This window comes from Xanthomonas sp. MLO165 (assembly GCF_018831305.1).
Lineage (GTDB): Bacteria > Pseudomonadota > Gammaproteobacteria > Xanthomonadales > Xanthomonadaceae > Xanthomonas > Xanthomonas arboricola.
The window spans coordinates 1,693,047-1,714,450 of the sequence record NZ_CP029263.1 but is presented as its reverse complement, the minus strand read 5'-3'; the positions used below and the strand labels follow the sequence as shown (position 1 = coordinate 1,714,450).

The 21,404-nt window shown below is 67.0% G+C and carries 17 protein-coding genes; 11 read left to right on the top strand and 6 right to left on the bottom strand.

All coding sequences use genetic code 11. The annotated features are described in order from the left end of the window. Positions 1 to 7: 7 nt before the first annotated feature. The 10 genes from sucB (at position 8) to DGN21_RS07365 (ending at position 11,940) form a co-directional block, all read left to right on the top strand. Positions 8 to 1,222, top strand: a complete 1,215-nt coding sequence (gene sucB / locus DGN21_RS07410) for a dihydrolipoyllysine-residue succinyltransferase (protein ID WP_065048889.1) — start codon at positions 8 to 10, stop codon at positions 1,220 to 1,222. A gap of 111 nt (positions 1,223 to 1,333) precedes the next feature. Next, the gene (lpdA, locus tag DGN21_RS07405) at positions 1,334 to 2,776 is read left to right on the top strand and encodes a dihydrolipoyl dehydrogenase (RefSeq protein WP_126965567.1); all 1,443 of its coding nucleotides are present in this window, start codon (positions 1,334 to 1,336) and stop codon (positions 2,774 to 2,776) included. Between the two features lie 216 nt (positions 2,777 to 2,992). Beyond that, positions 2,993 to 3,586: a TIGR00730 family Rossman fold protein gene (locus tag DGN21_RS07400; RefSeq protein WP_016901548.1), complete on the top strand. Its 594-nt coding sequence runs from the start codon at positions 2,993 to 2,995 to the stop codon at positions 3,584 to 3,586. Positions 3,587 to 3,959: 373 nt separating this feature from the next. After that, complete coding sequence (locus DGN21_RS07395) at positions 3,960 to 4,562, top strand: YigZ family protein (RefSeq protein WP_160955097.1); 603 nt, start codon at positions 3,960 to 3,962, stop codon at positions 4,560 to 4,562. Beyond that, positions 4,559 to 6,328, top strand: coding sequence for an ABC transporter transmembrane domain-containing protein (locus DGN21_RS07390; protein ID WP_160955094.1), 1,770 nt, complete (start codon positions 4,559 to 4,561; stop codon positions 6,326 to 6,328). The genes DGN21_RS07395 and DGN21_RS07390 overlap by 4 nt, the downstream gene beginning before the upstream one ends. 101 nt (positions 6,329 to 6,429) lie before the next feature. Beyond that, entirely contained in the window at positions 6,430 to 7,329 is a 900-nt protein-coding gene (locus DGN21_RS07385) for a hydrogen peroxide-inducible genes activator (RefSeq protein ID WP_126965565.1), read from the top strand. Positions 7,330 to 7,417: 88 nt separating this feature from the next. Then, complete coding sequence (locus tag DGN21_RS07380; protein ID WP_104543065.1) at positions 7,418 to 9,106, top strand: ABC transporter ATP-binding protein; 1,689 nt, start codon at positions 7,418 to 7,420, stop codon at positions 9,104 to 9,106. Then, the gene (locus DGN21_RS07375) at positions 9,090 to 10,175 is read left to right on the top strand and encodes an HlyD family efflux transporter periplasmic adaptor subunit (protein ID WP_024939322.1); all 1,086 of its coding nucleotides are present in this window, start codon (positions 9,090 to 9,092) and stop codon (positions 10,173 to 10,175) included. Before DGN21_RS07380 ends, DGN21_RS07375 begins: the two co-directional genes overlap by 17 nt. Next, positions 10,172 to 11,575, top strand: a complete 1,404-nt coding sequence (locus tag DGN21_RS07370) for a TolC family protein (protein ID WP_104608027.1) — start codon at positions 10,172 to 10,174, stop codon at positions 11,573 to 11,575. The genes DGN21_RS07375 and DGN21_RS07370 overlap by 4 nt, the downstream gene beginning before the upstream one ends. Before the next feature lie 152 nt (positions 11,576 to 11,727). Continuing rightward, positions 11,728 to 11,940: a hypothetical protein gene (locus DGN21_RS07365; protein WP_024939320.1), complete on the top strand. Its 213-nt coding sequence runs from the start codon at positions 11,728 to 11,730 to the stop codon at positions 11,938 to 11,940. A gap of 270 nt (positions 11,941 to 12,210) precedes the next feature. Here DGN21_RS07365 and DGN21_RS07360 read toward each other — a convergent pair whose 3' ends face one another. From DGN21_RS07360 to hrcA, 6 genes are all read right to left on the bottom strand, one after another. After that, positions 12,211 to 13,338 carry a prephenate dehydrogenase gene (locus DGN21_RS07360; protein WP_126965562.1) on the bottom strand — a complete coding sequence of 376 codons (1,128 nt, stop codon included), beginning with the start codon at positions 13,336 to 13,338 and terminating at the stop codon, positions 12,211 to 12,213. Continuing rightward, a complete protein-coding gene (gene pdxY / locus DGN21_RS07355; RefSeq protein WP_126965561.1) occupies positions 13,335 to 14,243 on the bottom strand; it encodes a pyridoxal kinase in 909 nt (302 codons plus the stop codon). Before pdxY ends, DGN21_RS07360 begins: the two co-directional genes overlap by 4 nt. 334 nt (positions 14,244 to 14,577) lie before the next feature. After that, the gene (gene dnaJ, locus DGN21_RS07350; protein WP_024939317.1) at positions 14,578 to 15,705 is read right to left on the bottom strand and encodes a molecular chaperone DnaJ; all 1,128 of its coding nucleotides are present in this window, start codon (positions 15,703 to 15,705) and stop codon (positions 14,578 to 14,580) included. A 159-nt stretch (positions 15,706 to 15,864) separates the two neighbouring features. After that, positions 15,865 to 17,790, bottom strand: a complete 1,926-nt coding sequence (gene dnaK, locus DGN21_RS07345) for a molecular chaperone DnaK (RefSeq protein WP_016901561.1) — start codon at positions 17,788 to 17,790, stop codon at positions 15,865 to 15,867. Positions 17,791 to 17,932: 142 nt separating this feature from the next. Beyond that, on the bottom strand, positions 17,933 to 18,451 hold the full coding sequence (grpE, locus tag DGN21_RS07340) for a nucleotide exchange factor GrpE (protein ID WP_010366360.1): 519 nt from the start codon (positions 18,449 to 18,451) through the stop codon (positions 17,933 to 17,935). Between the two features lie 99 nt (positions 18,452 to 18,550). Further along, the gene (hrcA, locus tag DGN21_RS07335) at positions 18,551 to 19,603 is read right to left on the bottom strand and encodes a heat-inducible transcriptional repressor HrcA (RefSeq protein ID WP_024939315.1); all 1,053 of its coding nucleotides are present in this window, start codon (positions 19,601 to 19,603) and stop codon (positions 18,551 to 18,553) included. A gap of 116 nt (positions 19,604 to 19,719) precedes the next feature. Between hrcA and recN the strand changes: the two genes are divergently transcribed. Further along, positions 19,720 to 21,384, top strand: a complete 1,665-nt coding sequence (recN, locus tag DGN21_RS07330) for a DNA repair protein RecN (protein ID WP_126965560.1) — start codon at positions 19,720 to 19,722, stop codon at positions 21,382 to 21,384. Positions 21,385 to 21,404 lie beyond the last annotated feature (20 nt).

Genomic DNA, 21,404 nt, shown 5'->3' with positions numbered 1-21,404 from the left:
TCCCCGAATGGCCACCGAAGTCAAAGTTCCGGTACTGCCCGAATCCGTTTCCGACGCCACCATCGCCAGCTGGCACAAGAAGGCCGGTGAAGCGGTCAAGCGCGACGAGAATCTGGTCGACCTGGAAACCGACAAGGTCGTGTTGGAAGTTCCTTCGCCGGTCGACGGCGTGCTGAAGGAAATCAAGTTCGAAGCCGGCAGCACCGTCACCAGCAACCAGATCCTGGCGATCATCGAAGAAGGCGCCGTGGCTGCGGCCGCACCGGCCGACGAGAAGAAGGCCGAGGCACCGGCGCCGGCCGCTGCTGCCCCGGCCGCCGCGCCGGCCCCGGCTGCTGCCGCTGCGCCTGCCGCTGCATCCAAGTCCGCTGCCGATGCGCTGCCGCCGGGTGCGCGTTTTTCCGCGATCACCCAGGGCGTGGATCCGGCGCAGGTCGAAGGCACCGGCCGTCGTGGCGCGGTGACCAAGGAAGACATCGTCAACTTCGCCAAGGCTGGCGGCGTGGGCAAGGCGTCCGGCGCCCGTCCGGAAGAGCGCGTGCCGATGACCCGCGTGCGCAAGACCATCGCCAAGCGCCTGATGGAGTCCAAGAACTCCACCGCGATGCTGACCACCTTCAACGAGGTCAACCTGGCCAAGGTCTCGGCCGCACGCAAGGAGCTGCAAGACGAGTTCCAGAAGGCGCACGGCATCAAGCTCGGTTTCATGAGCTTCTTCGTCAAGGCCGCCGCCAACGCGCTGCAGCGCTTCCCGCTGGTCAATGCCTCGATCGACGGCGACGACATCATTTATCACGGCTACAGCGACATCTCCATCGCCGTGTCCACCGACAAGGGCCTGGTCACGCCGGTGCTGCGTAACGTCGAGCGCCAGTCGTTTGCCGACGTCGAACAGGGCATTGCCGACTACGCCGCCAAGGCCCGCGCCGGCAAGCTGGGCCTGGACGATCTGCAGGGTGGCACCTTCACCATCACCAACGGCGGCACCTTCGGCTCGCTGCTGTCGACCCCGATCATCAACCCGCCGCAGAGCGCCATCCTGGGCATGCATGCGATCAAGGAACGCCCGATCGCCGAGAACGGCCAGGTCGTGATCGCCCCGATGATGTATCTGGCGCTGTCCTACGACCACCGCATCATCGACGGCAAGGACTCGGTGCAGTTCCTGGTCGACATCAAGAATCAGCTAGAAAACCCGGGCCGGATGTTGTTCGGTCTGTGATGAAAGCCGGGATTGGGGATTCGGGATTGGGGATTGGCGAGAGCCGCCCTTTCCCAAGCATCCCGCTTTTACGAATCCCCAATCCCCAATTCCCAATCTCGTGAGCGAAGAATGAGCGAACAAGAACAATTCGACGTCGTCGTCATCGGTGCCGGTCCGGCCGGTTATCACGCTGCGATTCGCGCGGCCCAGCTGGGCATGAAGGTCGCCTGCATCGACGCGGCTATCGGTAAGGATGGCAAGCCGGCGCTGGGCGGTACCTGCCTGCGCGTGGGCTGCATTCCGTCCAAGGCACTGCTGGATTCCTCGCGCCAGTTCTGGAACATGGGCCACCTGTTCGGCGACCACGGCATCAGCTTCAACGACGCCAAGATGGACGTGCCCACCATGATCGGCCGCAAGGACAAGATCGTGAAGCAGTTCACCGGCGGCATCGCGATGCTGTTCAAGGCGAACAAGATCACCCCGTACTACGGCTTCGGCCAGCTGCTGCCGGGCAACATCGTCAAGGTCGCACAGCACGAAGGCGGCGAGATCGAACTCAAGGGCACCAACGTGATCCTTGCGGCCGGCTCGGAATCGATCGAGCTGCCGTTCGCCAAGTTCGACGGCGACACCATCGTCGACAACGTCGGCGGCCTGGACTTCACCTCCGTGCCCAAGCGCCTGGCCGTGATCGGCGCCGGCGTGATCGGCCTGGAACTGGGCAGCGTGTGGAAGCGCCTGGGCGCCGAGGTCACCATCCTCGAAGCGCTGCCGGATTTCCTGGCGCTGGCCGATGCCGAAGTGGCCAAGACCGCGCTGAAGGAATTCAAGAAGCAGGGCCTGGACATCAAGCTCGGCGCCAAGGTCAGCAAGACCGAGATCACCGGCAGCGGCGATGCCAAGCAGGTGGTGCTCAGCTACACCGACAGCGCCGGCGAGCAGACCCTGACCGTGGACAAGCTGCTGGTGGCCGTGGGCCGCAAGGCCGCCACCAAGAACCTGCTGGCTGACGGCACCGGCGTCAAGGTGACCGACCGCGGCCAGATCGAGGTCGATGGCCATTGCCATACCGGCGTCGACGGCGTGTGGGCCATCGGCGACTGCGTGCGCGGCCCGATGCTGGCGCACAAGGGCTTCGAGGAAGGCATCGCGGTCGCCGAGCTGATCGCCGGCCTGCCCGGCCACGTCAACTTCGACACCATTCCGTGGGTCATCTACACCGAGCCGGAGATTGCCTGGGTCGGCAAGACCGAGCAGCAGTTGAAGGCCGAAGGCGTCGCCTACAAGGCCGGCAGCTTCCCGTTCGCGGCGATCGGCCGTGCCGTGGCCATGGGCGAGCCGGCCGGCTTCGTCAAGGTCATCGCCGATGCCGAAACCGACCGCGTGCTGGGCATGCACCTGGTCGGTGTGGGCGTCTCCGAGCTGGTCCACGAAGGCGTGCTGACGATGGAGTTCAACGGCTCGGCCGACGACCTGGCACGCATCTGCCACGCCCACCCGACGCTGTCCGAAGCGATCCACGATGCCGCGATGGCAGTGAGCAAGCGCGCGATTCATAAGGCCAACTGACCGGGATTGGTGGATTCGGGATTGGGGATTCGCAACTGCGGCTCTCCGTCCCGGCCCTCTCCGGCAATGACATGGCGCCGGGTGAAAACCCGGCGTTATGTTTTTCAAGCCAGGCAATAACTCAAACAATTCAGCGCGCCCCCTGCCGATGGCATCACCTGCAATCAGCAGCGCTGCCTCGCTTTTACCAATCCCCAATCCCAACTCCCGAATCCCATGAAAAGCATCTGCGTCTACTGCGGTTCCAATGCCGGCAACAAACCCGCCTACGCCGAGCGCGCCACTGCGCTGGGCCAGCGCATCGCCGAGCAGGGCCTGCGGCTGGTGTATGGCGGCGGCAATGTCGGGCTGATGGGCACCGTGGCCAATGCGGTGCTGGCGGCTGGTGGCGAGGTGACCGGGGTCATTCCGCAGCAGCTGGCCGATTGGGAAGTGGCGCACCGTGGGCTGACCACGCTGGAAATCGTTGGCTCCATGCATGAGCGCAAGATGCGCATGTTCGAGCTGTCCGATGCCTTCGTCGCCCTGCCCGGCGGCTTCGGCACCATGGAAGAGATCTTCGAGATGCTGACCTGGCGCCAGCTCGGCATCGGCAACAAGCCCTGCGCGTTCCTGGATATCGAAGGGTTTTACGCACCGCTGATCGGCATGATCGATCGCATGGTGGAAGAGCGCTTCCTGCATCCGGACCAGCGCAGCGACCTGTGGTACGGCGCCGATATCGAACAGATGCTGGAGTGGATGCAGCACTACACGCCGGCGCAGGCCTCCAAGTGGATCGACGAGAAGCGCCGCTCCACGCTGGTGTGATGCGGGGCGACGCCCGCTCCCTGTCCCATCGCCTGCCAGGCCCGGCGTCAGGCACGCGCCTCAGTAGGCACGCAGCGGCGCTGTAGTCATACGTCAGCTGCGTGGAAGTAGCCACGCACCGGGCCATGTCCCACTTATGCGGCCATCGCTCCGGCGCGATGCCGCACCCGGCGGCGCTGCCGTGTCAGGCACCGCGTCACGTTGTTCACCAAGTCGACAGAGCAACGACAGCGCCCTGACGCAACTGCCCGGGAGCTCGCGCGCTCATTGCACATCCGTCCAGACGCAACGCGCTGCCCAACCCCTGCCGATCTGCAAGCTTGCAACGGCAGTCACGATGGCTGCAGCGTCCGGCACGAGCGGCTCGCATAGAATGGCGATGATGCTCGATACCCTCGCCGCTGACGCGCACCACAGCCTGGACATCAAGCACAGTCGCTTTCTGGCCAATGCTGCGGCACTGGACTCTCCCGCGCAGGCGCTGGAGATCGTGCAGCGCGTCTCCGTTGCCGATGCCACCCACAACTGCTGGGCCTACCGATTCGGGCAGGACTACCGTTCCAGCGACGATGGCGAGCCCAGCGGCACCGCCGGGCGGCCAATTCTCGCGGCCATCGATGGCCAGGGCTACGACCGCGTGGTGGTGGTGGTCACACGCTGGTATGGCGGCATCAAGCTCGGTGCCGGTGGGCTGGTGCGTGCCTACGGCGGCGCTGCGGCCGAATGCCTGCGACTGGCGGCGCGACAGCCGTTGATTGCGTTGTCGCTGCTCGACCTGCAATGCCGGTTCGACGACCTGGGCCTGGTGCATGCTGCCTTGAGCGCCTTCCACGCCGACAAGCTGGACGAGCACTTCGACGCGCAGGGCGCGGCACTACGCGTGCAACTGCCGGCCGATCAGCTGGCCGGCTTGAAAACGCGCCTGTGCGACGCCACTCGCAACCGTGTCCATCTCTCATCACCGGAAGCCGCATGAACCAGCCAGCCGCCGCCAGGCCCAACCCGTTGCGGAAGCTTGGCAGCCTGCGCACCTTGTGGCCGTTCGTGCAGCGCCAGCGTGGCCTGTTCGCCGCCTGGCTGATCGCACTGGCCATTTCCTCGGCCGCCACATTGAGCCTGCCGGCGGCGGTCAAGCAGATGATCGACCATGGTTTCTCCGGCGGCTCGCAGATCAACCACGCCTTCGCGCTGTTGTTAGCGGTGGCGGCGGTACTGGCAGTGGCAACGGCCGCGCGCTTCTATTTCGTCGAGCTGCTAGGCGAAAAAGTGGTGGCCGACCTACGCGGCCGCCTGTATGCGCATCTGATCGGGCTGGACGCCGGCTTCCATGATCGCAGCCGCAGTGGCGAGCTGGTGTCGCGCCTGTCGGCCGACAGCGAGCTGCTGCGCGGGATGATCGGCACCACCATGTCGGTGGCATTGCGCAGCTTGGTCACGGTGATCGGCAGCATGGCGATGTTGTTCGTCACCAGCCCGCGGCTAGCCGGCTTCACCCTGATCGGCATTCCGCTGGCGGTGATGCCGATCGTGCTGGGCGCACGCCGCCTGCAGAAGATCTCGCGCGCCAGCCAGGACCGCGTTGCCGATGCCAACACGCTGGCGGCCGAAACGCTGGGCGCGGTGCGCACCGTGCAGGCGCATGCGCGCGAGCGCTACGAGAGCCAGCGTTTCAGCCAGGCCCTGTTCGCCGCGATCGATACCGCACGGCTGCGCATCCGCACCCAGGCCACTGTGACGGCGGTGGCGATCATGCTGATCTTCGGCGCCATCGTCGGTGTGCTGTGGCTGGGCGCGCACGATGTCATCGCCGGACGCATGACCCCCGGCACGCTGGGACAGTTCGTGTTGTACGCGCTGATCGGCGGCGGCTCGGTCGGTGCCTTGGCCGAGGTCTGGAACGAGTTGCAGCGCGCGGCCGGCGGCATGGGCCGGGTCGGCGAACTGCTCGACGAGCGGCCGGCGATCGTCGCGCCGGCCACGCCGCAACCCTTGCCACAGCCGCTGCGCGGCGCGATCCATTTCGATCAGGTGGTGTTCCATTATCCGCAGCGCCCCGATGCGCCGGCGCTGGATGGCTTCGACCTGCATGTCCATCCGGGCGAAACCGTGGCGCTGGTCGGGCCCTCCGGCGCCGGCAAGAGCACGGTGCTGGCGATGTTGCTGCGCTTCCACGACCCGGTCAGCGGCAGGCTGCGTATCGACGAGGTGGACCTGCGCGATACCGACCCGGTACTGCTGCGCGAACGCATCGCCCTGGTGCCGCAGCAACCCACGCTGTTTGCCGCCAGCGCCGCCGACAACATCCGCTATGGGCGCCTGGATGCCAGCGATGCGGAGGTGCAAGCCGCCGCCGCGGCCGCCGAGGCCGACAGTTTCATCCGCGCGCTGCCGCAGGGCTACGCCAGCGAACTCGGCGAACGTGGCACGCGCCTGTCCGGCGGCCAGCAGCAACGGGTGGCGATCGCGCGCGCCTTGCTCAAGGACGCGCCGATCCTGCTGCTGGACGAGGCCACCAGCGCGCTGGATGCGCAGAGCGAACGCGCCGTGCAGCAGGCGCTGGACCGGCTGATGGAAGGCCGCACCACGCTGGTCATCGCCCATCGCCTGGCCACCGTGCTCAAGGCCGACCGCATCGTGGTGATGGATGCCGGCCGCATCGTCGCGCAGGGCACGCACGCGCAGTTGATCGCCGAAGGCGGCCTGTACGCGGAGCTGGCGCGGCTGCAGTTCATCGATCAATGACGCCTGGGTGACACCGGCGTGTGCTGTCATGCCAGCGTGTCCGCGGCAGCGGCCCGGGCCGATCCTGCGCCCCCACGCGCCCCCACCTGACGACGTCACGCATGCCCCGCCCCCGAACCACCATTCGCCAACTCAGTTATTTCGTCGCGCTCGCCGACACCGGCAGCTTCACCCGCGCCGCCGAGCAGATGGGCGTGTCGCAACCCTCGCTGTCGCAGCAGATCCGTGCGCTGGAAACCATCGTCGGCGCCGCGCTGTTCGAACGTGGCGTGCCGGCCATCCTGACGCCGTTGGGGCGCGACCTGCTCGAGCGCGCGCGCAGCATCCTGCTGGACGTCGCCGATCTGGAAGAGGTGCGCGCCACCTCGGCCGACACCTTGATCGGCACCATCCGGCTCGGCGTATCGCCCACGCTGGGCGCCTACCTGATGCCGAGCCTGGTGGCGCGCCTGCACCGCGAACATCCGGCACTACGCGTACACGTGCGCGAAGGCCTGCCGACCGCGCTCGCCAGCGGCCTGACCAGCGGCGTGCACGACCTGATCCTGGCGCAATTGCCGGTGGCCGGGCGCGGCCTGCACAGCGAGCGGCTGTTCCGCGAACCGCTGCACGTGACCATGGCCGCCGATCATCCCTTGCGGGCCAAGACCTGCATCACGCCGGCCGATCTGCGCGGCGCCAACCTGCTCACCTTGATGCCAGAGTACCGCCTGGCCGAACAGGTGGCGGCGATCGCCATGGACGTCGGTGCCAATGTGCTGCGCGATTACGAAGGCACCAGCCTGGATGCGATCCGCCAGATGGCCGGGATGGGCATGGGTCTTGCACTGCTGCCAGAACTGTATGTGCGCCAGGAAATCCGCGAGGGCGACGATGTCGTGGTCCGGCCGATCAAAGGCGGACGCTACTATAGGGAGATAGGGCTGTTGTGGCGGCAGGGCGCAGGACGCGCGCCGGCCTTCGGCCTGATCGCCGATCTTCTGCGTGCGGTGGCCGCATAGGAAAATCCTATGCCTCGAATAAGTGCTGCGGCCTTGTTCGCCAGCTGCAACTCGTCAATGCTTCATTGAACTCATCAACGGAAATCGAATGGCGGGCAAGCAGATCGGATGGCGGGAAGCGGGAGCCTGGCTGGCGGAAATCGTCGGGCCGGACATGCCCTATGTGCGCCTGGCCATGGTGTACGGAGTCGCGATCAGCCTGCTGTCGCTGGCCACGCCGATCTCGGTGCAGTTGCTGATCAACAGCGTGGCCAATACCGCGCTGGCGGCGCCGCTGTGGACCCTGTCGAGCCTGTTGCTGGGCCTGTTGCTGCTGGTCGCCGGCCTGAGCGCGATGCGGGTGTGGATCATGGCGCTGTTCGAGCGCCGGCTGTTCGCACGCGTGGTGTCGGAAATCACCGTGCGCGCGGTGCATGCGCAGAATCCGTTCTTCGCCGACCAGAACCGCGGCGACATGTTCAACCGCTACTTCGATCTGGTGGTGGTGCAGAAAGCGGTGCCGAGCCTGGCCATCGGCGCCTTCACCATCGTGCTGCAATCGGCGGTCGGGCTGATACTCACCAGCTTCTACCACCCGTTCTTCCTGGGCTTCAATGCCTTGCTGCTGCTGGTCATCTTCGGCATCTGGATGATCTGGTCGCGCGGGTCGATCCGCACCGCGGTCGACCTGAGCCATGCCAAGCACGAGGCCGCGCGCTGGCTGGAAAGTGTCGGCGGCTCCAACGGCTTCTATAAATCCAGCCGCCACCTCAACTTCGCGATGGACCGCTCCGAGTCCGTCACCGCCGCCTATGTCGACCGGCATCGGCGCCACTTCCGTTACAGCTTCACCCAGACGGTGGCGTTCCTGCTGGTCTACGCGATCGCCAGCGCGGCGCTGCTGGCGCTGGGCGGCAACCTGATCCTGCGGGGCGAGCTGTCGATCGGCCAGCTGGTGGCAGCCGAGCTGATCCTCAGCGCGGTCTTTTACGGCATCTCGCAACTCGGTGCGTACCTGGACGCGTTCTACGACCTGGTGGCCAGCTCCGAGGAACTGTCGCTGCTGTTCGCCATCCCGCAGGAACGCGCGGTCGTGGCACCCGGCAAGACGCCCGGCAACAGCGCGGTGCGCCTGGACGGGGTGGTGATCGACGGCGCGCGTTTCGATTTTTCGCTGGCTGCCGGCGAGCAGTTGGTGACGATCGCCGATGGCGGCGCGGAGCGGCTGCTGGCGATGATCCTCAAGCGCCACGTGGTCCCCGATCGCGGGCTGGTCATGGTGGGCGGTGCGGACCTGGCCACCTTCGACATGTATCTGCTGCGCTCGGAAGTGACGGTGCTCGACCGGCCGACCATTGTCGAGGTCACCATCCGCGAATATCTGGCGCTGGCGTCGGCCGATGTGAACTCCGAAGCGATGCTGGAGGCGATCGATGCGGTGGGCTTGCGCACCCGTATCGCCGCGCTGCCGCAGGGCCTGGACACGCGGCTGGCCGCCTCCGGCTACCCGCTGTGGATCGGTGAAGTGATGGCCTTGAAGCTGGCCAATGCGCTGCTGGTGCGCCCGCGCGTGCTGATGCTGTCGCAGCTGTACGACCTGATTCCCGCCGACCGCCTGGCCGGCGTGCTGCGACGCCTGAAGGCGGCCGGCACCACGGTGCTGCTGTGCACCGGGCGGCCGGAAGACATCACCCTGGATGGCTGGTTCCACCTGCAGCCCGAGCGACAGCAGCGCTTTGCCACCCGCACCGAACTGGTCGCCTCCACGCAGGAGGCAAACGATGCAGCACGCTACTGATCGCAACGCGCACTTCCCCACCCTGGCGGCGATGCGCCCACCGAGCATTGCCAAGGCGCTGGCCTGGATGCTGCTGATCGGCATTGTCATTGCCAGCGCGATCCTGGCGCTGGCGCCGTGGGTGCAGACCGCCAGCGGCAAGGGCCAGGTGGTGGCGCTGGATCCGGGCGACCGCCAGCAGCAGGTCACCGCCTTCGTGCCCGGCCGGGTCGAGCGCTGGTATGTGCACGACGGCCAGCATGTCTCGCGCGGCGATCCGATCGCGCGTGTCGGCGACCTGGACCCGGATCTGCTCGCCCGCCTGGCCAGCGAGCGGGCCCAGGTGCAGGCGGAAATCACCGCGATCCAGCAATCGCGCGCGGTTGCCAGCATCGATGTGGCACGCAGCAGGCAATTGCTCGCCGAGGGGCTGGCCGGCCGCCGCGACTTCGAGCTGACCCAGATCAAGGTCGCTGAGGCCGATGCCAAGCTGGCCGAATCGCGCGCCAAGCTGACCCGCATCGACATCCAGTTGAACCGCCAGTCGGCGCAGTTGGTGCGCGCACCGCGCGATGGCCGCGTGCAGCAGCTCAACGCCGCCAGCGGTAGTGCGATGGTCTCGCCCGGCACGGTGCTGGCGGTGATCGCGCCGGAGCGGGTGGAGCGCGCGGTCGAGCTATATATCGACGGCCGCGACGTGCCGCTGATCCGCCCCGGCCGCCCGGTGCGGCTGGAGTTCGAAGGCTGGCCGGCGATCCAGTTCAGCGGCTGGCCGTCGGTGGCGCACGGCATGTTCGATGGCCGCGTGCGCGCCATCGACCCCAATGCCGCGCCCGACGGCCTGTTCCGCATCCTGGTCGAACCGCAGCCGGGCAAGCCGGCCTGGCCGGCGCAGGAATTCGCCCGCCAGGGCGGCAAGGTGCGCGGCTGGGTGCAGGGCGAAACGGTGAAGGTGGGCTACGAACTGTGGCGCCAGCTCAACAATTTCCCGCTGGAGTTTGGCCGCCGTCCGGCAGCGACGACGACGCAGGATGAGGGCAAGGCCAAGGCGGCGCCCAAGGCCGAAGACGACGAGACCGGCAAGAAATGATCCGCCGTCTTGTCGCCTTGCTGATCGCGCTCGTACCGGGCATGGTCGCCGCCCAGACCACCCCGCTGATGCTGGACGAAGTGCTGCGCTCCTCTGCACGCTCTTCCCCGCAGATCGTCGAAGCGCTGGCCAAGGTCCGCCAGGCCGAAGGCAAGGGCATCTCGGCCGATGGTGCGTTCGATACCGTGTTTGATCTCGACGGCCGTTCGCGCGAGGCCGGCTACTACGACGGCAGCACGATCGAAAGCACCGTCAAGCGTCCCTTCGATGACAACGGCGGCTACTACTACGGCGGTTACCGCTCCTCGCGCGGCGCGTTCCCGGTCTACGAAGACAAGTCCTACACCGACCGCGGCGGCGAAGTGAAAGTCGGCGCGCTGTATGCGTTGCTGCGCGACCGCGTGGTCGACGAACGCCGCACCCGCCGCAGCGTTGCCGGTGGCGATATCGATGTCGCCCAGTACGAAGCGCAAATGGTCGCCATCGGTGTGCAACGCCGCGCGGTGGATGCCTACCAGAGCTGGGTCGCGGCCGGCCTGAAGCTGCGCGCGTACAACGACCTGCTGCAGCTGGCCGAGCAGCGCCGCAATGCGATTTCCCGGCAGGTGACGCTGGGCGCGCGGCCCACCATCCTGCTGACCGAGAACGACCAGAACCTGGTCCGCCGGCGTGCCCTGGTGGTGCGCTCGGAGCAGGACTTCGCCAACGCCGCCAATGCCTTGTCGCTGTACCTGCGCGACGATGCCGGCATGCCGTTGATCGTCTCCACCGAGCGCCTGCCGGCCGATACATCGGCGCTGGAAGGTCTGGCCGGTGCCAGCAGGATCACCGCGCCGGTGGAGCGCCCCGATTACCGTGCGGTGCTGACCCGGATCGACCAGGCCACCGCGCGGCTGATGCTGGCGCAGAACGATCTCAAACCACGCCTGGATGTCAGCTTCGAGGTCAGCAAGGACCTGGGGGCGCCGGGTGTGGGTGGCCCGAACCGCTCGCCGACCGATGCGATCATCGGCTTCCGCTTCAGCGTGCCGCTGGAAAACCGCACCGCCAAGGGCAAGGTCGCCGAAGCACGCGCCGAGATCGAGGCGCTGGATCAGCGCAGCCGCTACCTGCGCGACCAGATCACGGTGGAGGTCGAGTCGATCGTCATTTCGCTCACCGCTGCCGAGCGGCTGGCCAAGATCGCCGACGAAGAACGCAGCCTGGCCGACCGCCTGGCCGTGGCCGAGCGCCGACGCTTCGAACTGGGGTCGGGCGATTTCTTCCTGGTCAATCAGCGCGAAGAAACCGCCAACGATGCCCGCGTGCGCCTGATCGATGCGCAGGCGCGCATTGCCTCGGCGCGTGCCGAGCTGGCAGCGGCAACGGCCGACCGGGACGCGTTGCAGCTGAGCCGTTGAGCAGGCTTCTGGCCGGCTCGCCAAACGGTGCCGCAGTGCGCAATGACGCCCGGGTAACACCTGCCTGCGCATGCTCGCCTGCACCGGCCCGGCGCCGGGCGTGCGGTCCCTGGCGGCTCGCACTGCGACCCTGAAATCCTTCGGAGGTGCGTATGTCTTTCCGGCAATTTCCCGCAATCGGTGCAGATGGCGAGTCCTACGTCATCATCGAATTCCGCGACGAGCTCGAATCCCGCAACGGGCAGCAAGGCCGCATGCAAGCGCATACGGCGCCACGCTACGAACTGCCCGATGGCCGCCGCCTGCAACGGCAGGGCCAGCGCTTCATCACCGATGGTGGCGAGCTGCGCCTGTCGACGCCCTGAAATAGCACTGGTCATTTTTTGACCAACCCGTCCGTAGCCGTTGCAGCGCAAAGGCTGCGCACAGTTATCCACATGCTTGTGCAGGTTTCATCCACACCCTATGTGGATGAAACCGGTGCGCGTTATTTGGCATTGCGCCGAGCGACAATCACCCTCGCCCTCGATGCATAGCATGCGGTATCGCTCGGCCAGCACATGATCGGCGCCTGACATCTGCACCCTGCTGCGGCCATCGACAGTGGGCAAGCCCACGGCCGCCCTGCACTGTTGCTACCCGTTGCGGTCGGAACGCTCCAGCACCCGTCCGATGCCGCTGCGGTCGATTTCGCTGGCCGCCTGCGCCAGCGCCGCGCGATCGCTACCCGGCTCGAACCCGATGCGGAAATGCAGCTCGCCCACCGGCGTGCGCGAGGAATGGATCGACGACAGGTTCACCCCATGCTGCTCGAACACATGCAGCAAGGCACGCAACGAGCCGGGCTGGTCTTGCGGCAGATACACGCTCAAGGTCAGCGGTTCGGTGAGGTCAGCCAGCAGGTAGCCCACGCGCTCATAGGTGTAGTTGCCGGCCGCGAGCGATTCGCCCTGCAGCGCCTGCGCGTTGTCGTCCAGGAACCGGGCGCGAAACTGCGCGCGCGCCGCATCGTCGCCCTGCGCGACCAGGGCGCGCAGCTCCTGCAGTTGCAGCAACAGCCGATCGAGCATCTCGCCGACATAGGGGTTGCCGAACTGGATGTCTTCGTAGATCGCCGGATTGAGCGAGAGGATGCGTGCGATCACCGCGGTATCCAGCTCGAACGAGGCCGAGCGATACGGCATCAGCGCGCGCAGCTCGCCGAGCAGTGGCGCGTAGTCGCGCAAGGTGCCGGCCTGCGCCAGATGGGTGGCGTGCACCATTGCCTGCACCAGCGCCATCACGCGGTCGTGGTGCTCGGGCGTGGCGTACACGCACTCGGCCTGCAACGCGGTACACAGCGCCTGTACCCACGTGGACCAGTGCTGCACGCGTGCCTGGCAGACCACCATCACCCGACCTTTCAAGGTGGGCGATTTGGGCGGTGCGGTCATCGGATGCAGGCCGACGACCTCGGCCGGCGAGGCCAGCATCGCGGCGACCGGTGCCTGCTTGATCGAGGTGACATCCATCCACAACTGCGACGCGGCACGCGGGCCGGCAAGATCCACATAGCGCTCGATCAAGCCGGCGGTGTGGCGGATCGGTGCAGAAAAAATCAGCACGTCCGCACGCTGCGCCAATGTGGCTTCGTCGATGTCGCCATCAACGGCCGGATCGAAGCCGATCACCTCCAGCCGCATGCGCGTGCGCAGGAACTGCGCCAGCCAGCGTCCGTAGGCGCCGGCGATGCCGACGATGCCGACCACCGGCTGCGCCATCACGCCAATCGCTCGACGGCAAAGCGCGGTACGGCCGCGAGTGCGGCCGGCGCGGCGGCCAGCACATCGAACTCTTCGAAGCCTGCAGCCAGGGTCGCTTCCAGCGCGCTGTGCACGCCGCTGAGCGCATGCCCCACCGCCAGCTCGAACGGCACCTCGCGCAGCAGCAAACCAATCAGCAAGGCCATCAGCACATCGCCGGTGCCGGCCACATCCACCGGCAGATGCGGCGTGGCCCATCGATACACCGCCGTGTCGCTGACCGCCAGGGTCACCAGCTCACCGGCCGCACCGGCCACGCTGTGCGCAAGCACCCATTGCGGGCCGCGCGCCAGCAATGCGCGCGCGGCGACGATGGCATCGTCCTGCTGCAGACTCGGCAAACCGGTCAGGCGCCCGAGCTCGAACGCATTCGGCGTCACCAGCCAGGCATGCGGCAACAGCCGCTCGGCGAAGACGCGCTCCAGTCCAGGCTCGACATACGGGCCGGTGTGCGTGTCGCCGATCACCGGGTCCAGGCAATACCGCAGCTGCGGCGCCAGCGGCAGGGTCTGCTCGAGCCAGTCGGCGAATGCCTCGCCATTGGCCAGGCTGCCGAAGTAGCCGGAGACCAGCATGCGCGCACGCTGCGGCAGGCCGCGCTCGGTGGCACCCAGCAACAGGTCGGCCAACCAGTCGGCCGGCAGGATACGGCCGCGCAAGGTGGCGTAGAACGGCGCGTTGCTCAGCAGCGTGGTTGGCACTTCCGCCACCCGCAGGCCCAGCGCACGCAACGGCGGCACCGCCGCGCTGTTGCCGGCATGGCCGTAGACCAGTTGCGATTGCACCGAGATCACATCGATCGGCGAAGGACCATCCGGGCGCTGGCGGCGACCGTGGACGAGGTGACTGTCGGGGGCATTGTTCATCGCCGCATTTTACGCCAGCGCCACCGCGCGCCCGGCGTCGATCGATGCGCCCACCGTCCGCTCGCCGCTGCACGCGCCGCCACCAGGCCGGTCTGTGCGCCGGCAGCAGTCGCTATCGCTCTTACCTTTACGGGCTCCCGCCGCACAAACGCAAATGCCGGCCCCTGGGGCCGGCATTCGTAGGGAGAACTTCGCTCAGCCGTGCAACTCTCCGGGCATTCGGAAGCGGGCATCCGCTCCCACGAATCCCGAATCGCCACACTGGCGCACTACCCCGGCAGGCCGGGCCACACCGCCCTTACGATTCCCCAATCCCGATTCCCGACCCCCGGCCTCAGGACGTCATCCGATCCCAGAAGCCCTTGACGCCATCGATGAACGTGGCCGACTTGGGCGAATGCTTGCGGGCATCCTCACCGGTGAACGTGGCCTCGAACTGCTGCAGCAACGCGCGCTGGTCGGCGGTCAGATTCACCGGCGTTTCGACCACCACGCGGCAATACAGGTCGCCTTCGGTACGGCTACGCACCGAGCGCACGCCCTTGCCGCGCAACCGGAACAGCTTGCCGGTCTGGGTTTCGGCCGGAATGCGGATTTCCGCCTCGCCGCCCAGGGTCGCCACACGCACGGTGTCGCCGAGCGCCGCCTGCGAGATGCGGATCGGCACTTCGCAATGCAGGTCGTCGCCGTCGCGCTGGAAGATCGCATGCTCGCGCACGCGCACCTCCACATACAGATCGCCCGGCGGCGTGCCAGCCGGACCGGCCTCGCCCTCGCCTGCCAGACGGATGCGGTCGCCGGTATCCACACCGGCAGGCACCTTGATCGACAGCACCTTGTCTTCTTCCACGCGACCGGCGCCGTGGCAGGTCTTGCACGGATTCTGGATCAGCGTGCCGCGCCCGTCGCAATGCGGGCAGCTCTGCTGCATGGCGAAGATGCCGCGCTGGATGCGTACCTGGCCGCGTCCGTGGCAGGTCCCGCACACTTCCACCTTGCCGTCTTCCGAACCGCTGCCGTGGCAGGGCTCGCACTCGATCAGGGTCGGGATCTCGATGCGGCGCTCGATGCCAGCGACGGCTTCTTCCAGATCCAGTTCCAACACGTAACCGACGTCGGCGCCACGTCGCGCAGCGCGCGGACCGGCGGCGCCACCGCCGAAAATATTGCCGAAGATATCGCCAAAGATATCTCCCATGTCCGGGCCACCCGGCCCACCACCACCGCCCATGCCGTGCTCGAACGCAGCGTGGCCATGCGCATCGTAGGCACGGCGCTTGTTGCCATCCGACAACACTTCATAGGCTTCCTTGCACTCCTTGAACATCGCCTCGGCAGCAGCGTCGCCTGGATTGCGGTCCGGGTGGTGCTTCATCGCACAGCGCCGATACGCCTTCTTCAGCTCCTCGTCGCTGGCGCCACGGGCAACGCCCAGCACTTCGTAGTAATCGCGTTTGCTCATAAGCCGGTATTGGGGATTCGTGATTTGAGATTCGTTGAAACGCAAAAGCGGACAGCATGCGCTGGTCCGCCTTGGCGACGCGACGCGTAAAGGATATCGGGATGGGGATCGGCACCTTTAGCGGCTGCCAATCCCCACTCCCGACTCCCAAATCACGGCTTACTTCTTGTCGTCCTTGACCTCGGTGAACTCGGCGTCCACCACGTCGTCGGCGGCCTTGGAGGCCTGCGCGTTGCCGCTGGCCGCATCGGCGTTGCCGCCCTGCTCTGCCGCGGCGGCGGCGGCGTACAGCGACTGGCCGGCTTCTTCCAGGGTCTTGCTGCGGGCCTCGATCTGCGCCTTGTCGTCGCTCTTCATGGCGGTTTCCAGATCCGACAGCGCCGCTTCCACCTTGCCGATCACATCGCCACCGACCTTGCTGCCATGCTCGGTGATCGCGGTGCGGGTGGCGTGGATCAGGCCATCGGCCTGGTTACGGGCCTGCACCAGTTCCTGGAACTTCTTGTCTTCCTCGCGGTTGGCTTCCGCGTCGGCGACCATGCGCTGGATCTCTTCGTCCGACAGACCCGAACCGGCCTTGATCTCGACCTTCTGTTCCTTGTTGGTCTTCTTGTCCTTGGCCGACACGTGCAGGATGCCGTTGGCGTCGATGTCGAAGGACACTTCCACCTGCGGCATGCCGCGCGGCGCCGGCTCGATGCCGGACAGGTCGAACTTGGCCAGCGACTTGTTGAAGCGGGCCTGCTCGCGCTCACCCTGCAGCACGTGCACGGTCACGGCCGACTGGTTGTCCTCGGCAGTGGAGAAGGTCTGCGAGGCCTTGGTCGGGATGGTGGTGTTCTTTTCGATGATCTTGGTGAACACGCCGCCCATGGTTTCGATACCCAGCGACAGCGGGGTCACGTCCAGCAGCAGCACGTCCTTGACGTCGCCGGCCAGCACGCCGCCCTGGATCGCAGCGCCCACGGCCACGGCTTCGTCCGGGTTGACGTCCTTGCGCGGTTCCTTGCCGAAGAAATCGGCAACCGCCTGCTGCACCTTCGGCATGCGGGTCTGACCGCCGACCAGGATCACTTCGTTGATGTCGCTGGCGCGCAGGCCGGCATCGTTCAACGCGGTGCGGCACGGCTCGATCGACTTCTTGACCAGGTCTTCCACCAGCGCTTCGAGCTTGGCACGGGTCAGCTTGATATTGAGGTGCTTCGGGCCCGAGGCATCGGCGGTGACGTACGGCAGGTTCACTTCGGTCTGCTGGCTGGTCGACAGCTCGATCTTGGCGCGCTCTGCGGCGTCCTTCAGGCGCTGCAGTGCCAACGGATCCTTGCGCAGGTCGATGCCCTGATCCTTGTTGAATTCGTCGACCAGGTACTCGATGACACGGTTGTCGAAGTCTTCGCCGCCCAGGAAGGTGTCGCCGTTGGTGGCCAGCACTTCGAACTGCTTCTCGCCATCGACTTCAGCGATTTCGATGATCGACACGTCGAAGGTACCGCCGCCCAGGTCGTACACGGCGATCTTGCGGTCGCCGCCGTTCTTGTCCAGGCCATAGGCCAGGGCGGCCGCGGTCGGCTCGTTGATGATGCGCTTGACGTCCAGACCGGCGATGCGGCCGGCGTCCTTGGTGGCCTGACGCTGGCTGTCGTTGAAGTAGGCCGGCACCGTGATCACGGCCTCGGTGACCTTCTCGCCCAGGAAGTCCTCGGCGGTCTTCTTCATCTTTTCCAGCACGCGCGCAGAGATTTCCTGCGGCGCCATGCGCTTGCCATCGCTGGTCTGCACCCAGGCATCGCCGTTGTCGTGGGCAAGAATGCCGTACGGCACGTGCGAGATGTCCTTCTGCACTTCGGCGTCGGTGAACTTGCGGCCAATCAGGCGCTTCACCGCGTAGAAGGTGTTCTTCGGGTTGGTCACCGCCTGGCGCTTGGCCGAGGCACCGACCAGCACTTCGCCGTCCTTGGTGTAGGCGACGATCGAAGGCGTGGTGCGGTCGCCCTCGGAATTTTCGATGACGCGGGCCTTGCCGCCGTCCATGATCGACACGCACGAGTTCGTGGTGCCGAGGTCAATACCAATGATCTTGCCCATGGATACGCTCCTGATGATTCTGTAGCTGTGTCCGGCGACGCCGGGTCTGGCTGAGATGTGGGGGTGGTGCGCAGGTGTTCAAGCCACCTGCACGAATCTGCGTTTCGCGCATGCGCCCGGCAGTTCAGCCGGGCGCTGCGGTTCAGTCGTGCTTGGCCACGACCACCAGGGCCGGGCGCAGCAGACGCTCGTTGAGCAGATAGCCTTTCTGGAACACCTGCACCACGTGGCCCGGGGCGATGCCCTCGGCCTCGCCCTGGCTGATCGCCTGGTGCTGGTCCGGGTTGAACGGCTGGCCGACCGGGTCGAGCAGGGTCAGGCCGTTGTCGGCCGCAACCTTGAGCAACTGCTTGTAGGTCATGTCCAGGCCATCGCGCAGCGGGCTGGGCTCGGTGCCGGCCGCAGTCAGCCCGGCATCCAGGCTGTCAAACACCGGCAGCAGCTCGCCCAGCAGCTTCTCGTTGGCGAACTTGCGTGCGTTCTCGACATCGCGGGCGATGCGCTTGCGCTGGTTTTCCAGATCGGCCCGCTCGCGCAGGGCATCGGCCTTGACCAGCGCGATCTCGCTGCGCAGCGACTCGATCTCGGCCTTGAGCGGATCGGTCTCGGGTGGGTTCTGGGACAGGTCTTCGGAGTCGAATTCGGGGTGGTCTTGGTTCATGTGCAGTTCCCGGGCAAGCGGAACGCCCGCCCCAACGTCACCCCGTATGTGGGCGCGCGCGCGCGTTTCAAGCAAAACGATCGTATCGATCGCTGCCGCTTATCGCGTGCCGGGCGGCTCCATGGCCGCGCCCAGCACCTGGGCGGCGGTCTGCACCAGCGGAATCACCCGGTCGTAGGCCATGCGTTTGGGCCCGATCACGCCCAGCACGCCCAGCACCTGGCCATTGGCGGCATACGGCGCGGTGACCAGCGAGACATCGTCCAGCGACAGCATGCCGGTCTCTTCGCCGATGAAGATGCGCACGCCCGGCGCCTGGATGGTGCGTTCGAGCAGCTGCAGGATCTCGCGCTTGCTGGCGAAGGCCTCGAACAGCTCGCGCAACCGGTCCAGGTCCGACAGGTCCTGCACGCCCATCAGGCGGGTCTGCCCGGCCATCACCATGTCGTCGGCGTCGGCCGGCACCAGCGCCTCACTGGCCAGATCCACGCTGTGGGCCAGCAGCTGCTCCATCTCGTTCTTTGCCATGCGCAGCTCGCGCAGCAGCGAAGCACGGATGTCCGACAGCGCGCGGCCGGCAAATTGCGCATTGAGGTAATTGGCCACCCGCTCCAGCTCGGCCGGTTCGTAGGCCCGGCGCGGCTCGATCACCCGGTTCTGCACCTCGTTGTCGGCAAACACCAGGATCGCCAGCACCCGGCGCGCGTCCAGCGCCACAAAGTCGATATGCCGGAACGCAAACTGCTCGCGCCGCGGCGCACTGACCACGCCGACGAAATGGCTCATCGCCGACAGCATCTGCGAGGCGCTGCCCAGCAGCGACTGGGTGCCGTTGCCGCTGGCAAGCTCCGCGCGCAGGCGGCGCACTTCTTCCTCGCCGGGCGGCTGCATCTGCACCAGGCTGTCAACGAACACCCGGTAACCGTGCGCGGTGGGCACCCGCCCGGCCGAGGTATGCGGAGAGCTGAGCAGCCCCACATCCTCCAGATCGGCCAGGATGTTGCGGATGGTGGCTGGGCTGACGTCCAGCCCGGCGTGCTGGGCCAGCGTCTTGGAGCCGACCGGCTCGCCATCGCGGATATAGCGGGCAATCAGCGTCCGCAGCAGTTGGCGTGCGCGGGGATCAAGCGTTGGGGACTGGGACGCGCGCATGGGATCATCCGGTGAGACTGGGCATAGATAATGTCTGGCCCTGCGGTTGGCAAGCGTCTTATTCCCTGCCCGCCGCTCCCACCCTAAGCTTCCCCAAAGCGTTCACACTCGATCCCATGCTCAGACACCTCTCCATCAAGGATTTCGCCGTCGTCCGCGCCACCGAACTGGAATTCGGGCCAGGCATGACCGTGGTTTCCGGCGAAACCGGCGCCGGCAAGTCGCTGATGGTGGACGCGCTGGGCTTCCTGTCCGGGCTGCGCGCCGACAGCGGCGTGGTCCGCCACGGTGCCGACCGCGCCGAACTGTCGGCCGAATTCCAGCTACCGGCCCAGCACCCGGGCCTGACCTGGCTGTCGGACAACGAACTCGACGACGACGCGCAATGCCAGCTGCGCCGGATCATCCGTGCCGATGGCGGCTCGCGTGCCTGGATCAACGGCCGCCCGGTGACCTCTTCGCAACTGGCGGAGCTGGCCTCGCGGCTGGTGGAGATTCACGGCCAGCACGAACACCAGGCCCTGATGGCCCGCCACAGCCAGCTCGCCCTGCTCGACGCCTACGCCCGCAACGGCGCGCAGCGCGAGCAGGTGCGCCAGGCCAGCCAGCGCTGGCAAGCCCTGCTGGACGAACGCGATGCGCTGTCCGCGCAGGGCGATGTCTCCGACCGCATCGGCTTTCTGGAACACCAGCTCAGCGAACTGGAACGCGAGGACCTGGACCCGGCCGCGATCGCCGCGCTGGACGTCAATCATCGCCGCCAGGCGCACGCCACCGCATTGATCGGCGCCTGCGACAGCGTGGCCCTGCAGCTCAATGGCGACGACGGCGCCTGCGCGCTGGGCCTGCTGCAGGACAGCCGCCATGACCTGGCGCGCGTGGCCGAGCACGAGTCGCGCCTGGGCGAGGTCGATGCACTGCTGGACAGCGCGGTCATCCAGATCGAGGAGGCGCTGGCCCTGCTCGACCGCGTGCGCGACGACCTGGAGGCCGACCCGGCCCAGTTCGAGGCGATGGAGCGCCGGCTCGGCCGCCTGCACGATCTGGCCCGCAAGCACCGCGTCACCCCGGACGAACTGGCCGCCCAGCGCGACCGCATGAGCCTGGAAGTGGAGAGCCTGCGCGGCGCCGACGAGCGCCTGCAGCAGTTGGACAAGCATATCGAGGCGGCGATCGGCGTCTGGCGCAGCGCGGCCAGCAGCCTCAGCGCCAGCCGCACCACCGCTGCCGAGGCCTTGTCGGCCGCCACCACCACGCTGATCGGCGAGCTGGGCATGGGCGGCGGGCAGTTCCTGATCCAGCTGCAGCCGCAGGACACCCTGCGCCCTGACCCCAACGGCGCCGAGCGGGTGGAATTCCTGGTCGCCGCCAACGCCGGGCAGCCACCGCGCGCATTGCGCAAGGTCGCCTCCGGCGGCGAGCTGTCACGGATTTCGCTGGCGATCGAGGTCGCCGCGCTCGGGCTGGACAGCGTGCCGACCATGGTCTTCGACGAAGTGGATTCCGGCATCGGCGGCGCGGTGGCCGACATCGTCGGGCAAAAACTGCGCGCCCTGGGCGAAGAGCGCCAGGTGCTGTGCGTGACCCACTTGCCGCAGGTGGCCGCCAAGGGCCACGCGCACTATCGGGTCAGCAAGGCGCCGGTGGACGGCATGACCCAGAGCGCGGTCGAACTGCTCGGCCCGCAGGCGCGCCAGGAAGAACTGGCGCGCATGCTGGGCGGGGTGGAAGTCAGCAAGGAAGCCCGCGCGGCGGCACGCAAGCTGCTGCAGAGCGCCTGAGCCGCCGGGCGCTGTCTCGG